The sequence below is a fragment of the Acinetobacter sp. TR11 genome, assembly GCF_027105035.1.
Classification (GTDB): domain Bacteria; phylum Pseudomonadota; class Gammaproteobacteria; order Pseudomonadales; family Moraxellaceae; genus Acinetobacter.
Genome location: NZ_CP114256.1, coordinates 1,527,597 through 1,544,688, shown reverse-complemented (window position 1 = coordinate 1,544,688; position 17,092 = coordinate 1,527,597). Strand labels below are relative to the sequence as shown.

Annotated in this window: 16 protein-coding genes; 11 read left to right on the top strand and 5 right to left on the bottom strand. The window is 37.5% G+C overall.

Annotated elements, in window-relative coordinates; translation table 11 throughout:
- Positions 1–218 precede the first annotated feature (218 nt).
- From aroQ to accC, 3 genes are read left to right on the top strand one after another with little or no spacing between them, the layout of a single operon-like run.
- Positions 219–668, top strand: coding sequence for a type II 3-dehydroquinate dehydratase (aroQ, locus tag O1450_RS07475; protein ID WP_269230293.1), 450 nt, complete (start codon positions 219–221; stop codon positions 666–668).
- 26 nt (positions 669–694) lie between these two features.
- Complete coding sequence (gene accB, locus O1450_RS07470) at positions 695–1,117, top strand: acetyl-CoA carboxylase biotin carboxyl carrier protein (RefSeq protein WP_005160413.1); 423 nt, start codon at positions 695–697, stop codon at positions 1,115–1,117.
- 17 nt (positions 1,118–1,134) lie between these two features.
- Complete coding sequence (accC, locus tag O1450_RS07465; RefSeq protein WP_269230292.1) at positions 1,135–2,499, top strand: acetyl-CoA carboxylase biotin carboxylase subunit; 1,365 nt, start codon at positions 1,135–1,137, stop codon at positions 2,497–2,499.
- A gap of 46 nt (positions 2,500–2,545) precedes the next feature.
- Here the strand turns inward: accC and O1450_RS07460 are convergent, their stop codons facing one another.
- Positions 2,546–3,022, bottom strand: a complete 477-nt coding sequence (locus O1450_RS07460) for a hypothetical protein (protein WP_269230291.1) — start codon at positions 3,020–3,022, stop codon at positions 2,546–2,548.
- Positions 3,023–3,226: 204 nt separating this feature from the next.
- Here O1450_RS07460 and O1450_RS07455 point away from each other — a divergent pair, with 204 nt between their 5' ends.
- Positions 3,227–4,717 (top strand): amidase, encoded by a 1,491-nt coding sequence (locus tag O1450_RS07455; RefSeq protein ID WP_269230290.1) that lies wholly within the window; start codon positions 3,227–3,229, stop codon positions 4,715–4,717.
- Between the two features lies 1 nt (position 4,718).
- Here the strand turns inward: O1450_RS07455 and O1450_RS07450 are convergent, their stop codons facing one another.
- Together O1450_RS07450 and O1450_RS07445 are read right to left on the bottom strand one after the other, a co-directional pair.
- A complete protein-coding gene (locus tag O1450_RS07450; protein WP_269230289.1) occupies positions 4,719–5,891 on the bottom strand; it encodes an MFS transporter in 1,173 nt (390 codons plus the stop codon).
- 208 nt (positions 5,892–6,099) lie between these two features.
- Complete coding sequence (locus O1450_RS07445) at positions 6,100–7,488, bottom strand: amino acid permease (RefSeq protein WP_269230288.1); 1,389 nt, start codon at positions 7,486–7,488, stop codon at positions 6,100–6,102.
- 355 nt (positions 7,489–7,843) lie between these two features.
- Here O1450_RS07445 and fahA point away from each other — a divergent pair, with 355 nt between their 5' ends.
- From fahA to O1450_RS07415, 6 genes are all read left to right on the top strand, one after another.
- Positions 7,844–9,151 (top strand): fumarylacetoacetase, encoded by a 1,308-nt coding sequence (gene fahA / locus O1450_RS07440; protein ID WP_269230287.1) that lies wholly within the window; start codon positions 7,844–7,846, stop codon positions 9,149–9,151.
- Entirely contained in the window at positions 9,138–9,770 is a 633-nt protein-coding gene (maiA, locus tag O1450_RS07435; protein WP_269230286.1) for a maleylacetoacetate isomerase, read from the top strand. Before fahA ends, maiA begins: the two co-directional genes overlap by 14 nt.
- Positions 9,771–9,786: 16 nt before the next feature.
- The gene (locus O1450_RS07430; protein ID WP_269230285.1) at positions 9,787–10,335 is read left to right on the top strand and encodes a VOC family protein; all 549 of its coding nucleotides are present in this window, start codon (positions 9,787–9,789) and stop codon (positions 10,333–10,335) included.
- A gap of 2 nt (positions 10,336–10,337) precedes the next feature.
- A complete protein-coding gene (locus O1450_RS07425) occupies positions 10,338–11,042 on the top strand; it encodes a CoA transferase subunit A (RefSeq protein ID WP_250748919.1) in 705 nt (234 codons plus the stop codon).
- Positions 11,043–11,052: 10 nt separating this feature from the next.
- Positions 11,053–11,694 (top strand): 3-oxoacid CoA-transferase subunit B, encoded by a 642-nt coding sequence (locus O1450_RS07420; protein ID WP_241307579.1) that lies wholly within the window; start codon positions 11,053–11,055, stop codon positions 11,692–11,694.
- Between the two features lie 271 nt (positions 11,695–11,965).
- Positions 11,966–12,745, top strand: coding sequence for an IclR family transcriptional regulator (locus tag O1450_RS07415; protein ID WP_269230284.1), 780 nt, complete (start codon positions 11,966–11,968; stop codon positions 12,743–12,745).
- A gap of 58 nt (positions 12,746–12,803) precedes the next feature.
- Here the strand turns inward: O1450_RS07415 and hppD are convergent, their stop codons facing one another.
- On the bottom strand, positions 12,804–13,859 hold the full coding sequence (hppD, locus tag O1450_RS07410; RefSeq protein WP_005215973.1) for a 4-hydroxyphenylpyruvate dioxygenase: 1,056 nt from the start codon (positions 13,857–13,859) through the stop codon (positions 12,804–12,806).
- Between the two features lie 500 nt (positions 13,860–14,359).
- On the opposite strand from hppD, the gene O1450_RS07405 reads away from it, so the two are divergent.
- The gene (locus O1450_RS07405; protein WP_269230283.1) at positions 14,360–16,030 is read left to right on the top strand and encodes an FMN-binding glutamate synthase family protein; all 1,671 of its coding nucleotides are present in this window, start codon (positions 14,360–14,362) and stop codon (positions 16,028–16,030) included.
- Positions 16,031–16,063: 33 nt separating this feature from the next.
- Here the strand turns inward: O1450_RS07405 and O1450_RS07400 are convergent, their stop codons facing one another.
- Entirely contained in the window at positions 16,064–17,092 is a 1,029-nt protein-coding gene (locus O1450_RS07400) for an alpha/beta hydrolase (protein WP_269230282.1), read from the bottom strand.

The following is a 17,092-nucleotide window of genomic DNA, read 5'->3' as shown; positions in this document are numbered from 1 at the left end:
TTTAAAATAGTGAAAAATAAATAAGCCTGAAATTTGTCATATTTTAACATTGCCATTTCCTTGCAAAGTTTTCATTATATGCACCATGCTTGGTATGCAAATTTCTTCATCCATTAAAAGAAATTATAAGAAAAAATGCAGAATTTTGTGCCATAATAAGCAAACTTTGCAGACATCTTGCAAAAAACATTTGCAGATTTAGAACTGGAGCAGGCTGAATGAGCTCAACCATTTTGGTAATTCATGGACCGAATTTGAACTTGCTAGGAAAACGCGAACCAGAGGTTTATGGTTATCTCACCTTAGATGATATTAACCAGCAACTCACCACTCAGGCTCATCAAGCATCATTTACACTAGATACATTTCAAAGCAACTGGGAAGGTGCGATTGTCGATCGCATTCATCAAGCACGAACTGAAGGGGTTAAATTTATCATTATTAATCCTGCAGCCTTGACTCATACATCAGTTGCTCTACGCGATGCCCTCCTTGGCGTTGCGATTCCATTTATTGAGGTTCATTTGTCAAATGTTCACGCCCGTGAATCATTCCGTCATCACTCATATTTATCAGACAAAGCCGTTGGTGTTATTTGTGGCTTAGGTGCGAAGGGTTACGCCTTTGCTCTCGATTTTGCAATCGAAAAAATTCAATCTTCTAACTAATTTATACATTTCAGGAATGCTCACTCATGGATATCCGTAAAATCAAGAAACTCATCGATTTGATGATTGAATCTGACTTACAAGCGATTGAAGTTAAGGAAGGTGATCAATCCATCTCATTAACTCGCCCTACTCCAGTTTACGCAGCGGCACCTTTGGCAGCAGCACCTAGTGCTTCTGCTCCTGCGGCTCCAGCAGCAAAAACACCTCGTGGCGCTGTAGAAACGTCACCGATGGTTGGTGTGTTCTATTCTGCACCAAGCCCAGGCGAAGGCCCATTCGTAAATGTAGGTCAAACAGTTTCTGCAGGTGAAACACTGGGTATCATCGAAGCGATGAAAATCATGAACCCAATTGAGGCAACTAAAAGCGGCGTGATTGAAGAAATTTTAGTGAAAAATGGTGAAGTGATCCAATTCGGTCAACCACTTTTCCGCTACCGCGCCTAATCAGTTTGGGGATTCCAATGTTGCAAAAAGTATTGATTGCAAACCGCGGTGAAATCGCTTTACGAATTACGCGAGCTTGTAAAACGCTTGGCATTAAAACAGTTGGTATTTATTCTGATGCTGACAAAGACTTAATGCATTTACGCTTCGTTGATGAAGCTGTCTGTATTGGGCCGGGTACCACAAGTGAAAGTTATTTAAATATTCCTGCAATTATTACTGCTGCAGAAATTACAGGTGCGGATGCAATTCATCCTGGATATGGCTTTTTGTCTGAAAATGCTGAATTTGCTGAAATTGTAGAAAGCTCAGGTTTTATTTTTATTGGTCCTCGCCCTGAACACATTCGTCTTATGGGTAACAAGGTATCCGCGATTATTGCCATGAAAAAGGCTGGCGTACCTACCGTGCCTGGATGTGACCATGCTGTAACGATTAACAATGCACTTGCTGAAGCAAAAGAAATTGGCTTCCCGTTGATCGTCAAAGCTGCATCAGGCGGCGGCGGTCGTGGTATGCGTATCGTTGAACGTGTCGACACACTACTTGAATCAGTTCAAGCTGCACAACGTGATGCTGAGATGTGGTTTGGTGATGATACTGTATACATGGAGCGCTTCTTACAGAAACCTCGCCATGTAGAAGTACAAGTGCTAGGTGATGGTAACGGTCATGCAATCCATTTATATGACCGAGACTGTTCTTTACAACGTCGCCATCAAAAGGTTTTAGAAGAAGCACCTGCTCCAAATCTACCAGAACAAGCACGTGCTGATATTTTAGAAGCATGTGTCAATGCTTGTAAGTTAATGCAATACCGTGGTGCTGGAACTTTTGAGTTTTTATTTGAAGAAGGAGAATTCTTCTTTATCGAAATGAATACTCGCGTTCAAGTTGAGCATCCTGTAACTGAAATGGTTACTGGCATTGATATTATTGAACAACAACTGCGGATTGCGGCTGGTTTAGGTTTAAATATTGAACAGTATGAAGTCGAAGTAAAAGGCCATGCGATTGAATGCCGTATCAATGCCGAGGATCCGACGACCTTCTTACCTTCTCCTGGTAAAATAGAAAACTTCTATGCACCCGGCGGCGCAGGTATTCGTTTAGATTCTCATATTTATCAAGGCTATAGTATTCCACCGTATTATGATTCCATGATTGCAAAACTCATCGCTCATGGTAAAGATCGCAAAACATCTTTAGCTCGTATGCGTCAAGCTTTAGATGAAATGATTTTGACTGGAATTAAAACCAATATTCCATTGCACAAAGATCTTATTTTGCAGGACAAAAACTTCTGTGAACAAGCTATGGATATTCATTATCTAGAAAAGCATCTGCTAAAACAGCTTGAACCGAAAGCTGAAAAAGCATAAATAAAAAAGCCTCTAAGTTAAGAGGCTTTTTTATTATTCAATCTTTCTAAGGTAGGACACGGCGTAATGTCGCAAAACATTTTTCGCCTTTTTCATTGGCGCAAAAATTAATGGTGTGATCATTTTCCCACTTCACAAAATATTGCGAAACCTCACCAGTTTGGTCTAGTGCTTGACCTGAGCAATCCATCTGATTATTGTCATACTTAATCTGTAAAACTAATGCTGGTAAACGCTCTTTATGATCTTCTGAAGGTTGATAATCATATAAACCATAAGACCACTCTTGGTTACTCTTAATCACGACTTCATTCATTCCACGAAAATTATAGTATTCGACACACTTCTTATTATTAGGAATTTCCATTGCCCATAGCCCCATGATTTCAGGACGAGTTATCACCCGAATCGCATTTGCTTTAGCCAATTGTTGTGCTGTTACTGCTTTTTCATTTACGACCGTGTCTGCCATAGTCCATGTTGAGCAAGCCCATAATAATCCAATAATATAAATATTTTTCATAGATTTAATTAAGTCGTAATCTAAACGGTGCAAGGCTTTAAATTAGCATATTTTTTGAGAAAAACATGCATTCATAACCATATAAACACAATATTTTTAGCTTGAGCTTTAGTTGATTGTTATGGCATTTTTTCAGGTATGCTAGTTCTAGATTTACAGTAATTTTATTTACATTATAAAGATTTAGCTTTAAGGATAAAAGCCATGAAATTTTCTGAATACGTGCAATATGATGGTTTAGGATTAGCAAAACTGGTCAAAAGCAAACAAGTTCATCCTTCAGAATTATTAAAAATTGCATTAGAACGAACAGATAAAGTCAATCCAAAGCTAAACGCCATTATTATTCCAATGTATGAGCAAGCGAAGCAGCGCACACAGCAAGAATCCTCTGGGTTATTTGCAGGCGTTCCATTTCTAGTCAAAGACTTATTCCAAGAATATCAAGGTATTCCAACCTCTTATGGTAGCCAAGCGCTAAAAAAAATTAATTATACCCCTGATTTTAATGCTGAAATCGTAAACCGCTGGGAACAAACAGGGATTATTACTTTTGGTCGTACAAACACGCCTGAGTTTGGTATCAAAGGAATTACTGAACCCGATGCTTGGGGCACTTGCCACAATCCGTGGAATTTAAAACACAATAGTGGTGGTTCTTCTGGTGGATCAGGCTCTGCAGTTGCAAGTGGAATCGTCCCAGTTGCAGGCGCAGGTGACGGTGGCGGATCAATTCGCATCCCCGCTTCTTATTGTGGTTTATTTGGATTAAAGCCGAGTCGTGGTCGTACACCTTGGGGGCCACAATACAGTGAAGCAATGCATGGTGCTGCCATGCAACATGTTCTCTGCAAAACAGTTCGCGATAGTGCTGCCATGCTCGATGCAGTTCAAGGTCCAGAACAAACTTCACTTTTTAGAATAGAAGCACCTGAAAAGAAATATTTAGATATCATTCAACAGGCTCCAAGAAAACTCAAAATTGCTTTTAATACTCAATCACCAATTGGAACGAAGGTTTCTAAAGATGCGATTCAAGCTGTTCAACAAACTGCTAAGTTACTGGAGTCTTTAGGGCATATTGTTGTAGAAGATCGTCCAAAAATAGATGGTTTGGCATTAGGAAAAGACTTTGTAACGACTTGGTTTAGTCAATTCGCATATATGCAGACACAAATTAAACAAATGGCAGGTGCAACTGATCATGATTTCGAATTAGATTCTATTGCCCTCGCTGCTTTTGGGGCCAAAACAACCGCAACAGAATATATTCATACACTTAATAATTGGGGGCTTTATAGCACTCAAATGAACATTTTCTTTGAAAAATATGACCTTTATTTAACCCCAACAACAGCATCAGTCGCACCAAAAAATGGGGAAGTTGCCACACCTAATTGGCAAAAACCAATCTTGAAAGGACTATTAAAATTAGGAAAAGCGCACTATCTCGCACAAGGGAAATTAGTTGAAAAAATGTTACAGGATAATTTAAGTTGGGTACCTTTTACGCAGTTAGCAAATGTTACAGGTCTACCCGCCATGTCAGTCCCATTATATTGGAACAAAAATGGCTTACCTTTAGGCAGCCAGTTTATTGCACCTTTTGGACGTGAAGATCGTTTATTGCAACTTGCAGCACAATTAGAACAGACACAACCATGGATGTCTCAATATCAGAATATTCAACTCTAATCTAAGTTTTAGCTGCCGTGTCCAATTGATTCGGCAGCCAAAATACTAAAAACAAACCAACCAGTACGATACCACTTGCATATAAGAAAATTGTTGCGCCTGAAAATACTTGCCAATAATGCCCAGCTAATAGACTTCCAGATGCGACCCCTAACCCCCACATGGTGCTGTAAAGTGCTTGTCCCCGCCCTTGTTGCTCAGCTGAAAAATTTTGAAAAATCACTTTCATTGCAATTAAGTGAAATAATCCAAAACTAAAGGCATGTAAACATTGAGCAAATAACTGCCCCCAAAAATGTGTGTTCAATATACTAACCAGAAACCAGCGTAAACTGGTCAAAATCAAACATACTGCAACTAGTGTCCGCCAAGAGAAACGAGTAAAGAAAACTTTTTGCGCTACGGAAAACATTATAATTTCTGCAATTACGCCTGTTGCCCACAGCGTTCCAATTTGTGTTGTGCTAAACCCAATCTCTTTTAAAAAATTACTATAAAAACTATAAAATGGCGCTTGTGAAAATAATAAAACAAATTCAATTGCAAAAAATGCGGCCACAGTAGGTCGTTTTAAAATGGGTATTATAGATTCTAGTTTTTTTTGCGAGCTTGGCGCATGTTCAGGTTCTTTAATGGTAAATGACCACAAAAAAGCTAAAAAAGAAACCGCTAGAAGTAAAATGGGTAGCATGGAAATTTGAATAATTTCTAATAAAGCACCAATAATGAATACACCCAATATGAAGCCAACAGATCCCCATTTTCTAACTTTTCCATAAAGCTCTGCGCGTTTATCCCCCAACCAGAATAAAGTAACACCTTCAAATTGCGCCAAAATTGCATTTTGAAAGAAACTAAAGATCAGCATGAGTAGTGCAACAGATTGAAAACTATTCGGAATGATGAAGATGGCAAACCAGATACAGGCTTCCATCCATGTTGCAATACGCACTAGCAACATTCGTTTGCCTGACTTATCAGCAACCCATCCCCAAATCAAAGGTGCAAAAAAACGAGTAATAATCGCAATTGAAGACAAAATACCAATTTCTTGATAATTGAAACCTTGATCTTGTAGATACAAGTTCCAATAAGGCATGAATGTACCCACTATGGAATAGTAAAACAAATAGAAACCGCCCAATCGGGTTTGGATACTTAGAGATTGAAACAATTCACGCGCCTTTTACATGGATCAACATCTATCATTCACAACAAGATGTATTGCCTTTCGATAAACATAAATTTTAGCGGATTTAGATCTTTAATTCGTCCTTTTATTTATGATGAATATCCACCTCAGTAACTTTTATTTTTCATTCAACAATAATAAAGGGGCTGAAATATTCAGCCCCTTTATTAATTTAGATATACTTCAGCCGTTATATATCCGTATGAAAAGCCACACTTGGTTGAGCATTTCTTAACTTTCGCTGTTTAAGAAAATACGCAAACATTAAGCAAAGAATCCATGCTGGAATCATCATAACGGCAATACGCATATCCGGCGTTAAAGACATCACCACCAAAATGCTAAGCATAAAAACGATACATAGATAATTGCTGAATGGATACGCGATACTAGGGAATTTACTTATTACTCCCTGTGCTTGCATCGTCTTACGAAACTTTAGATGTGTCCAAGAAATAACAACCCAGTTAATCACAATCGCTGCAACAACGAGCATCATCAACAAGCCAAAAGCTTTTTCTGGGAAAGCATAATTTAGTAAAACACACAATACTGTTACAAATGCAGAAATCAGTACAGCATTTGTAGGAATACCATTTTTGTTAATTTTCTTCAGGAACTGAGGTGCATTACCCTGCTGCGCCAAGCCCAATAACATACGGCTGCTACAATAGCTTGTTCCGTTATAAACTGAAACCGCCGCCGTTAAAATTACAAAGTTCAACATGGTCGCAACACCTTGGCTGTCTAATGATGCAAACACCATCACAAATGGACTACCACCATTTGCCATTTGATTCCAAGGAAACAAAGCAAATAAGATAAAAAGTGTCGCAATATAGAAAATTAAAATACGGTAAATAATTTGGTTTACCGCTTTAGGTAAGGTTTTATCTGGATCACGCGCTTCCGCAGCCGTAATACCAAATAATTCAATTCCACCGAATGCGAAGATAATTACAGCCATAGCCATAACTAAACCTTTTATGCCATACGGAAAGAAACCACCTAGTGCCCAAAGGTTACTAATACTAGCTTGCGGGCCAGCAGTGCCTGTAGCAAGTAAATAAGAACCAAAAGCAATCATTGCTAAAATCGCCAAAATTTTGATGATTGAGAACCAAAACTCCATTTCACCAAACAATTTTACATGCAATAAATTGATACCGTTGATTAATAGGAAAAAGGCTAATGCTGAAGCCCATGTCGGAATTTCAGGCCACCAGTATTGGATATATAGACCAATTGCACTCAGCTCCGCCATACAAACTAAAATATTTAGTACCCAATAGTTCCAACCTGACATAAAGCCAGCGAATGGGCCCCAGTACTTATAAGCAAAGTGACTGAAAGAACCACTCACAGGCTCTTGTACAACCATTTCACCTAACTGTCGCATCATTAGAAAAGCGATAAACCCAGCGATTGCATACCCCAGGATGACTGATGGTCCTGCAAGCTTGATTGATTGAGAAATACCGAGAAACAATCCAGTACCAATTGCACCACCTAGTGCAATAAGTTGGATATGCCGATTGCTTAAACCGTGTTTCAGGTTTCCTTGCTGTTGGTTTGACATATGATTATTCTCATCCTTGTCACGTAATTTTATTATTCAAAATTACGTATATCATAAATTAATCAGAAATGCCTAGTATTGATTGAAAAATAATTAAGTTACTTTTCTCGTAACTGCGCATATAAGCAGAAATCTCAATAAATAACAATAATTATGAATTATGTAATTAAATTATGTATTGCGTAATTAATTTAATTGCGTATTATAGAATAAATAAGACACCACCTTTCTTGCTTAATCGAAGTAAATAAGCGATATGAAATAAAAATATTTTATTAAATTTCATATTATTAGGCTCAGAAAGATAAACAACCCAAATAGTTTTTGACAAAATTTGAGACAAGGAAAGCAAATTATGACGCAACTTTTAACATCTTTTCTTGAAATAGATCCCCATTCAGATTTCACAATACATAATTTACCTTATGGTATTTTCAGTGAAGTGCCTAATGGTCATAAGCGCGTTGGTGTTGCAATTGGTGAATGGGTACTTGACTTAGCCTTATTAGAGTCAGAAGGCTTATTAAATATTGATGGAAATATAAATTTTTTCAATCAACCTACACTCAATAAATTTATTGAGTCAGGTAAACATAATTGGAATAACGTGCGCAAAATGCTGCAAAGTTTACTTTCAATTGATAATCCAATACTTCGCAATAATCATGATTTGATTTCTCAAGCTTTATTGAAAAGAGATAGCATTACGCTACATTTACCAATTCATATTCCTGGCTATACCGATTTCTACTCATCAAAAGAACATGCCACTAACGTTGGTACGATGTTTAGAGATCCTAAAAATGCTTTACTTCCGAACTGGAGTGAGCTTCCAGTTGGCTACAATGGGCGTGCAAGTTCAGTCGTGGTCAGTGGCACAAATATCGTTCGCCCATCAGGTCAGATCAAACTACCAAATGTTGACCGTCCTATTTTCTCTGCTACCCGTAAACTAGACTTTGAGTTAGAAACTGCGTTCGTTGTTGGTAAATCGACTGAACTAGGACAGCCTATTTCTATCGATAATGCATGGGATCATATTTTTGGTATGGTGCTATTGAACGATTGGTCCGCACGCGATATTCAACAATGGGAATATGTTCCTTTAGGACCATTTAATGCAAAAACTTTTGCAAGCGCCATTTCTCCGTGGGTTGTTACCATGGAAGCTCTTGAACCATTTAAAGTAAAAGGTCCAGAGCAAGATCCAAAACCACTAGATTATTTACAAGAAAATATTACTAATAGCTACGACATTCATCTTAGCGTTGAGATACAAAGCCCTCAATCACAATCAACGGATGTCATTTGCCAAACAAACTTTAAATATATGTATTGGTCGATGGCACAACAACTCACTCATCACACCATTGCAGGTTGTAATGTCCAAGTTGGTGATCTTATGGGCTCGGGTACGATTTCTGGTTCAAAAATTGACTCTTATGGAAGTTTGTTAGAATTAACTTGGAATACGACCAAACCTATTACCCTATCTAATGGGGAAAAACGCGGTTTCTTAGAAGATGGAGATCGCGTCATCATGAAAGGTTATTGTGAAAAAGATGGTATTCGTATCGGATTCGGTCAAGTCGAAAATACCATTCTTGCAGCGCATACATTTAACTTCGATAAAAAAGAGGTTGATCAGTATGAAACTGTATAGTTATTTTCGTAGCTCTGCTGCCTATCGTGTCCGTATTGCACTTAACCTAAAAGAACTTAGCTACGAAACAGAAAGCATTCATTTAGTTAAAAATGAACAACAAATGGATCGCTATAAAAATTTAAATCCTAGTCAATTGGTGCCTACGCTCATTGATGAAGATAACGTTTTCTTACAATCGATGAGTATTTTAGAGTATTTGGAAGAACAATATCCAACCAAAGCCCTATTACCTAAAAATCTGGTTGAGCGTGCCAAAGTTCGTGCTTTTTCCCAAGCAATTGCCTGCGATATTCACCCTTTAAATAATTTAAGGGTTTTGAAATATCTCAATCATGAACTTGCTATCTGTGATCAGCAAAAAAATGATTGGTACACACATTGGATAATCGAAGGCTTTAAAAGTCTAGAACTGCAACTGCAACATTCAAATGGACAATTCTGTTTTGGAACTAAACCAACGTTTGCAGACTGTTGTTTAATCCCCCAAGTCTATAACGCAAAACGTTTCAAAATTGATTTAAGTGCTTTTCCAAAAATTGAAAGTATTTATCTGCATTGTCTAACTCTCCCAGCATTTCTACATGCCTCACCAGAACAACAACCAGATTGGGAATAATGAAAAGGAATTTGATATGAGTTTTGCAATTAAAAAAATTCACCACGTTGCCTATCGCTGTAAAGATGCCAAAGAAACAGTGGAATGGTATAAAAAAATGCTGAATATGGACTTTATCCTAGCATTTGCTGAAGACCATGTTCCCTCAACTAAAGCTTTTGACCCCTATATGCATTTGTTCTTGGATGCTGGGCAAGGAAATGTACTGGCTTTTTTTGAACTTCCAACACAGCCTGAAATGGGGCGTGATGAAAATACACCTCAATGGGTACAACATATTGCCTTCGAAGTTGAAAATCAAGCAACGCTATTAGATGCAAAAGCACATTTAGAACAACATGGCGTAAAAGTGTTAGGTGTAACTAATCACGGTATTTTCCATTCTATTTATTTCTTTGATCCTAATGGACATCGCCTAGAACTCACTTATAACGATAGTCATGCTGATGCCAAAATTGCTCGTATCACTGAAGAGATGAAACTTGAAATGTTAGATGAATGGAGCCGTACCAAACGAGCACCTCAACATACACATTTCTTGCATGAAGAAGAATTAGGAGCATAGACATGGTCAACAAAGTCTCTGTAAATGCCGAAACAGCACTTCAAGGTATCGTCAAAGATGGTCAAACCATTGCTGTTGGTGGTTTTGGATTATGTGGTATCCCAGAAGCGTTGATTCAAGCTTTAAAACAAAGTGGTGTTAAACAACTTACCTGTATTAGCAATAATGCTGGCGTAGATGACTATGGGCTTGGTCTATTGTTACAAACCAAACAGATTAAAAAAATGATTTCATCTTATGTGGGTGAAAATAAAGAATTCGAACGTCAATTTTTAAACGGCGAATTAGAAGTTGAACTCACTCCTCAAGGGACACTCGCCGAAAAACTTCGTGCTGGGGGTGCAGGTATTCCTGCATTCTATACAGCGACAGGTGTCGGAACAAGCATCGCTGAAGGTAAAGAGGTTCGAGAGTTTCAAGGTAAGTCTTATTTACTCGAATCATCATTAACCGCTGATGTTGCTTTAATCAAAGCTTATAAAGCAGATAAAGCAGGAAATTTAGTTTTCAGAAAAACTGCGCGTAATTTTAACCCTGAATGTGCAATGGCGGGTCGCTATACCATCGTTGAGGTCGAGCAAATTGTTGAGCTAGGCGAAATCGATCCAGATGATATTCACTTAGCAGGTATCTATGTGAATGCAGTCGTTTTGAATGCTAATCCAGAGAAACGTATTGAACAACGTACATTAAAAGTTGCTGTATAAGGAGTGAGTCATGGCATGGACTAAACAACAAATGGCACAACGTGCAGCCCAAGAATTACAAGATGGCTTTTATGTAAATTTGGGTATTGGTTTACCAACCTTAGTAGCAAACTATATTCCTACTGGTATAGATGTTTGGTTACAGTCTGAAAATGGATTATTGGGTATTGATGAGTTTCCGACTGAAGAACATGTCGATGCAGATCTAATCAATGCTGGTAAACAAACCGTAACTGTAAAAAATGGTGGCGCATTCTTTTCAAGTTCTGAATCATTTGCGATGATCCGTGGTGGACGTGTTAACTTGGCCATCTTAGGTGCAATGGAAGTATCAGAACAAGGTGATCTTGCCAACTGGATGATTCCAGGAAAGAAAGTTAAAGGCATGGGTGGTGCAATGGATTTGGTTGCTGGAGTACAGAAAGTTGTCGTCTTGATGGAGCACTCCACCAAAGATGGTCAACCCAAAATCCTAAAGAACTGTACTTTGCCTCTAACAGGTAGTCAGGTTGTGAATCGTATTATCAGTGATTTAGGTGTACTGGATATCACAGAACACGGTGTGGAACTTGTTGAATTAGCAGAGCAAGTGAGCTTCGATGAAATACAAGCAGCAACTGGTATTGAAATTCGAAATACACTTGCAGCATAAGTTTCTATCGGTATTGAAGAAATATAGCTTTAATACCGATTTTTTATTGCCTAAATTTCATCGAAGTCGCATCCTTAAGTTTATTTTTAATATGATAAGGTGGAGTGTAAGAATACAAATCATCAAAATATGCTTATACAATTCACCTATTTAAGTCATTTAAAAAGATGATTTTTATTTTATCCATTACTCAGGCATTATGTGCTGAGTTGATGTTGTAAAAATGATCCATAGAACACCACTAAAGAGAATCTAGATTAAGGGCTATTGAATGATTGAAGAAAAGTTATCTGGTGGGGTTCAATCTCTTGAGGTAGGTTTAACCGTACTCAATGCACTTTTAGAACACAATAAACCAATTATTTTGAAAGATCTGTCTCATAAGCTAGATATGCATCCTGCCAAAGTACATCGTTATTTGGTTAGCCTAATTCGTATGAATTACGCCAAACAATTAGATGATGGGCAATATACTTTAGGAGATCAAGCTTGGCGTTTAGGTCTGAGCTGTATTCAACATACTGATGTTTTACAACTGGTTCAGCATCTAATTTATGAATTACAGAATAAGATCGGTTGTGGCATCCAGATTAGCAAATGGTCACCTCAAGGTCCTTTGGTTGTTCAGTCAATCGAATCAAATCACCCGATTTCAATTGTGACCAAAGTAGGTTCAATTATGCCTTTGGTCAACTCTGCTGCAGGTCGTGTGTTTGCCTCATATTTACCTGAAGCAGTTATTAAGCCCCTTATGCAGGCTGAATGGGATAAAGCGACTCGTAATCATTATCCGATCAAGCCGAACGATTGGAATGAGTTCATCGCCTTAAAAGAGAAAACATTAGAATCTGGTATGGCGATTGCCCAAGGAGATTTACTCGTTGGAATCAATGCTGTCGGTATTCCAATCTTCAATGCTCACCGCTCGATGGAATTTTGTATTGTTGCTTTAGATAGCGAAATGTTTTTACCTGTACATCAAGACAGTGAAAAACTCGAATTTTTTAAACGCGAAGTCGCTGCAATCAATCAATTTATTCAAACACGATAAATATTTGCAAATAAAAAAGCCAAGAAATAAATTTCTTGGCTTTCTCTTTTTAAAGTTTTTATTTTGCTTCTAATACACCGCGGCGGATTTGATCACGTTCAATTGATTCAAATAGTGCTTTGAAGTTCCCTTCACCAAAACCATCATCGTCTTTACGTTGAATAAACTCAAAGAACACTGGTCCAAGCATATTTTGGGAAAAAATCTGCAACAGCAACTTTTTCTGACCATCTTTGGTATTACCATCGAGCAAAATACCACGCTTTTGTAATTCTTCAGTGGGTTCACCATGTGCTGGTAAACGATCCTTCAACATTTCGTAATAGGTCTCTGGTGGTGGTGTCATAAACTCCAAACCTAACCCTTTTAACTTATCCCATGTTGAAAGCAAATCATCAGTAATAAAAGCAATATGCTGAATGCCTTCACCATTAAAATCTGCTAAAAATTCAGCAATTTGACCATTACCTTTATCTGAATCTTCATTTAATGGGATACGGATCATGCCATCTGGTGCAGTCAAAGCTTTTGAAGTCAGACCAGTATATTCACCTTTAATATCAAAATAACGAATTTCTTGGAAATTAAAAATCTTCTCGTAGAAATTTGCCCAATAATCCATACGCCCTTTATAGACATTATGAGTTAAATGATCAATTTCGTTTAAACCAGCGCCTTTGGGATTTTTATCTACGTCATCAAAGAAGACGAAGTCATTAGAATAAATATCACGGTCAACAAGGAAAATTGGCATTCCACCAATTCCTTTAATCGCAGGAATATTGAGTTCCATCGGTCCAGCTTGTGTGTACATCGGCTCAGCACCAAGCTCAACAGCATTTTTAAAGGCTTTAGCTGCATCGCGGGTTCTAAACCCCATTGCACATGCAGATGGGCCGTGTTCTTTGAAGAAGAATGAAGCATAAGATTCAGGCTGATAATTCAAAATGATATTGATATTACCTTGGCGCCATAAATAAACTTTTTTAGATTTATGTTTTGCGACTTTAGAAAAACCGATTGTTTCAAAAATTTGATCTAAGCCATTTTCCGTCGAAACAAACTCAATAAAAGCAAAACCACATAGTTCTAATGGGTTATCTAAAATGTCCATCTAGTTTCCCTTATTTAGATAAATTCATCCGTTTGAATACTAAACACATGCTTATGTATAACAATCAATAGCATCTGCTTAACTTACTAGAAAAGGTAACAAGTGTTTTTATAAGTGTCTCAAAAACATCCTGATTGAAACCTTTCCTGTCCTTATTGCAACCAATACATCTTTTAGAAAACCTATTCTCAGTATTGGTTTTAATCCATAAAACCATGCTACAAGAAAGATTAAATTTATGCAATACATAATTCAATTATGAATAATGTAATTTAATGAGATTTCAATCTCACCAAAATTAGGTGAATTTTCACTAGAATAAAATTTAAAAAACAAGCACGCCATATCAAAATCTGACATTCTTAAAAATCGAGTAAATAAATACCGATGTGTTACATGGCAATTAAAAATAATTATCAAATCTAACAATTCGTTACTTGTAGATTGCATAGGTTCAGGGCATGGTTTGACTACTGCTGAATTATAGGAAATTGTTGCCTATGGCTAGCCCTGCTCAAGCAATAAGACATAAATTACTTAATACTTTCTTTTCAAGACACTCAGTTTGGTTTCTTTGTATTTTTACTGCTTTAACCATTACTTGGTTTAGAACGATTTATACACCACATACCATTTATTATTTTATTTCAGATACGTTATTAAATACGCTATGGATTGTCACCAGCTTACTAAGCCTCTTGGGTCTACATGATTTATTGCAAAAAAAGCATGCAATACTCAGAAACTATCCGATTTTAGGGCATTTCCGTTTTATCTTTGAAGATGTTCGACCTGAGATCAGACAATACTTTATAGAGTCAGATCAAGATGCATTACCCTTTTCAAGAATGCAACGTAGTCTTGTTTATCAACGTGCAAAAAATGAAAATGCAGACAAACCATTTGGTTCAATTATTGATGTTTATGAACCAAACTATCGCTTTATCGTTCATTCAATTTCTCCATGCCCGCCTGCCGACCCAAGCACTTTTCGCGTAAAGATTGGCAATAGCCAATGTAGTCAACCCTACAGTGCATCCATAATGAATATTTCTGCCATGAGTTTTGGAAGTTTAAGTGCGAATGCAATTCGTGCACTCAACAAAGGCGCTCATCTAGGAAATTTCTATCATGATACGGGTGAAGGTAGCTTGAGCCCTTATCATCTGGAAAATGGTGGTGACATCGTATGGCAAATTGCAAGTGGCTATTTTGGATGTCGCACTGTTGATGGATTATTTGATCCTGAGAAATTTAGACAACAAGCACAAAATCCAAAAATTAAGATGATTGAGCTCAAACTCTCTCAAGGCGCGAAACCCGGACATGGTGGAATATTACCAAAACACAAAATTACGCAGGAAATTGCAGAAATACGAGGTGTTTCTAGAGACCAAGATTGTATTTCTCCTGCAAAACATCCAAGTTTTAACACACCTATCGAAATGATGTTCTTTATTCAAAAACTTAGAGAGCTATCTGGTGGAAAGCCCGTGGGTTTTAAACTGTGTATTGGTCAACCTTGGCAATTTATGAGTATTGTCAAAGCGATGCTTGAAACCAAAATCATCCCTGACTTTATCGTCGTTGATGGCTCTGAAGGGGGTACAGGTGCAGCACCAATTGAATTTAGTGATTATATCGGCACTCCCTTAAGAGAAGGCTTACGCTTTGTACATAACACTTTAATAGGTGCAGGCTTACGACAACAAATCAAAATTGGTGCCAGTGGAAAAATGATTAGTGCTTTTGATATTGCGAGCAGCTTTGCTTTGGGCGCTGATTGGGTTAATTCAGCACGAGGCTTTATGTTTGCTGTGGGATGTATTCAAGCGCAAAGTTGTCATACGAACCAATGTCCTGTTGGAGTTGCAACGCAAGATCAAGATCGTCAAAAAGCGATAGATGTCCCGACTAAAGCAGAACGTGTATTTAATTTTCATAAAAATACATTACATGCATTATCAGAAATGATTGCAGCTGCAGGCTTAAAGCATCCATCTGATATTAAAGCCCATCATCTTGCCCAGCGTATGAATGATCGTGAAATCAAAAATTATGCACAAATTCATTTTTTTCTCAAAGAAAATGAATTACTGCAAAATGATCTGAACGATGAGGAAAATTTCTACTATAGAATGTGGAAATTAGCAGATGCTAATACATTCTAATTCTAGTAATGCTTAAGCTATAAAAAATCACCACTAGTAATAGTGGTGATTTGGTTTTGCATGTAAAAATGCTGGAATCAATCCAGTCAAAGCAGCTCGAATATCTGCACGCTCATTAATCAATTGATGTGAACCCTCTTCCAGCATCAACAAGGTCTGTAATCTAAATTTTCGGCGAATATATTCAATGTTGTAACGCCAATCTACTGTTTGATCGAGTGCGCCTTGAGCAAGCCATACAGGTATACGACATGCAGGTCGATGTTCCATTTCTAACATCCATTTAGACATTGCTAAAATCCAATCCATCCCCATCATTCGAGGCTGCAATGGATCAGTTAGGCGAATAAATCTTAAAAATTCAGGATTATGATTATTACGACGGAAATGTCGTGGTACTTGGCTCTTTATACGACGAATAATTCCTAAGCCAACAGAATTATGCCACCAAGCTGTTTTTGCAGGTCGAATCAATGGCGATAAGAGCAATACTCGATTAACGATCGGATCTTCTCTACGCTCAGCAAATTCAAGTAAATGATGCATCCAAATTGCACCACCAGTACTTTGCCCTATTCCTAACCATGGTTTTGGTAATTGTATAGCACTACGAACAACATCATAAACTGCATGCAATACTTGCTGGTAATGATCAAAATTCTGAATACTTGCTGATGAGCCATTACTTAATCCGTGACCGGGCAGATCGTATGTAATAACACTGAATCCTTGATCAAGAATTTCTTTTATAATGGGTTGATAAATACCACTATGTTCTAAGTATCCATGTAATAAACATACAGTACCTAAAATCTTTTCACGTTGAGGCTGAAATACTTGTACATGTAAACGAAATAATGGCATTTCAACATAGCCTTGCCAGTGTTCGCATTCAAGTAAATCTAAACCATAAAGCTTTCTATAGGCTTGTAGTGCTTTTGAAGGTTCTATTATTTTTGATAAATCAAGCGGCTCTAAAAGCTGAGGCGTTGTTTCTCTATTGGGGATAGGTAAATCCAATTGTTTAAGTATTGTCGGATTTAAAAATGGAATATTGGACAT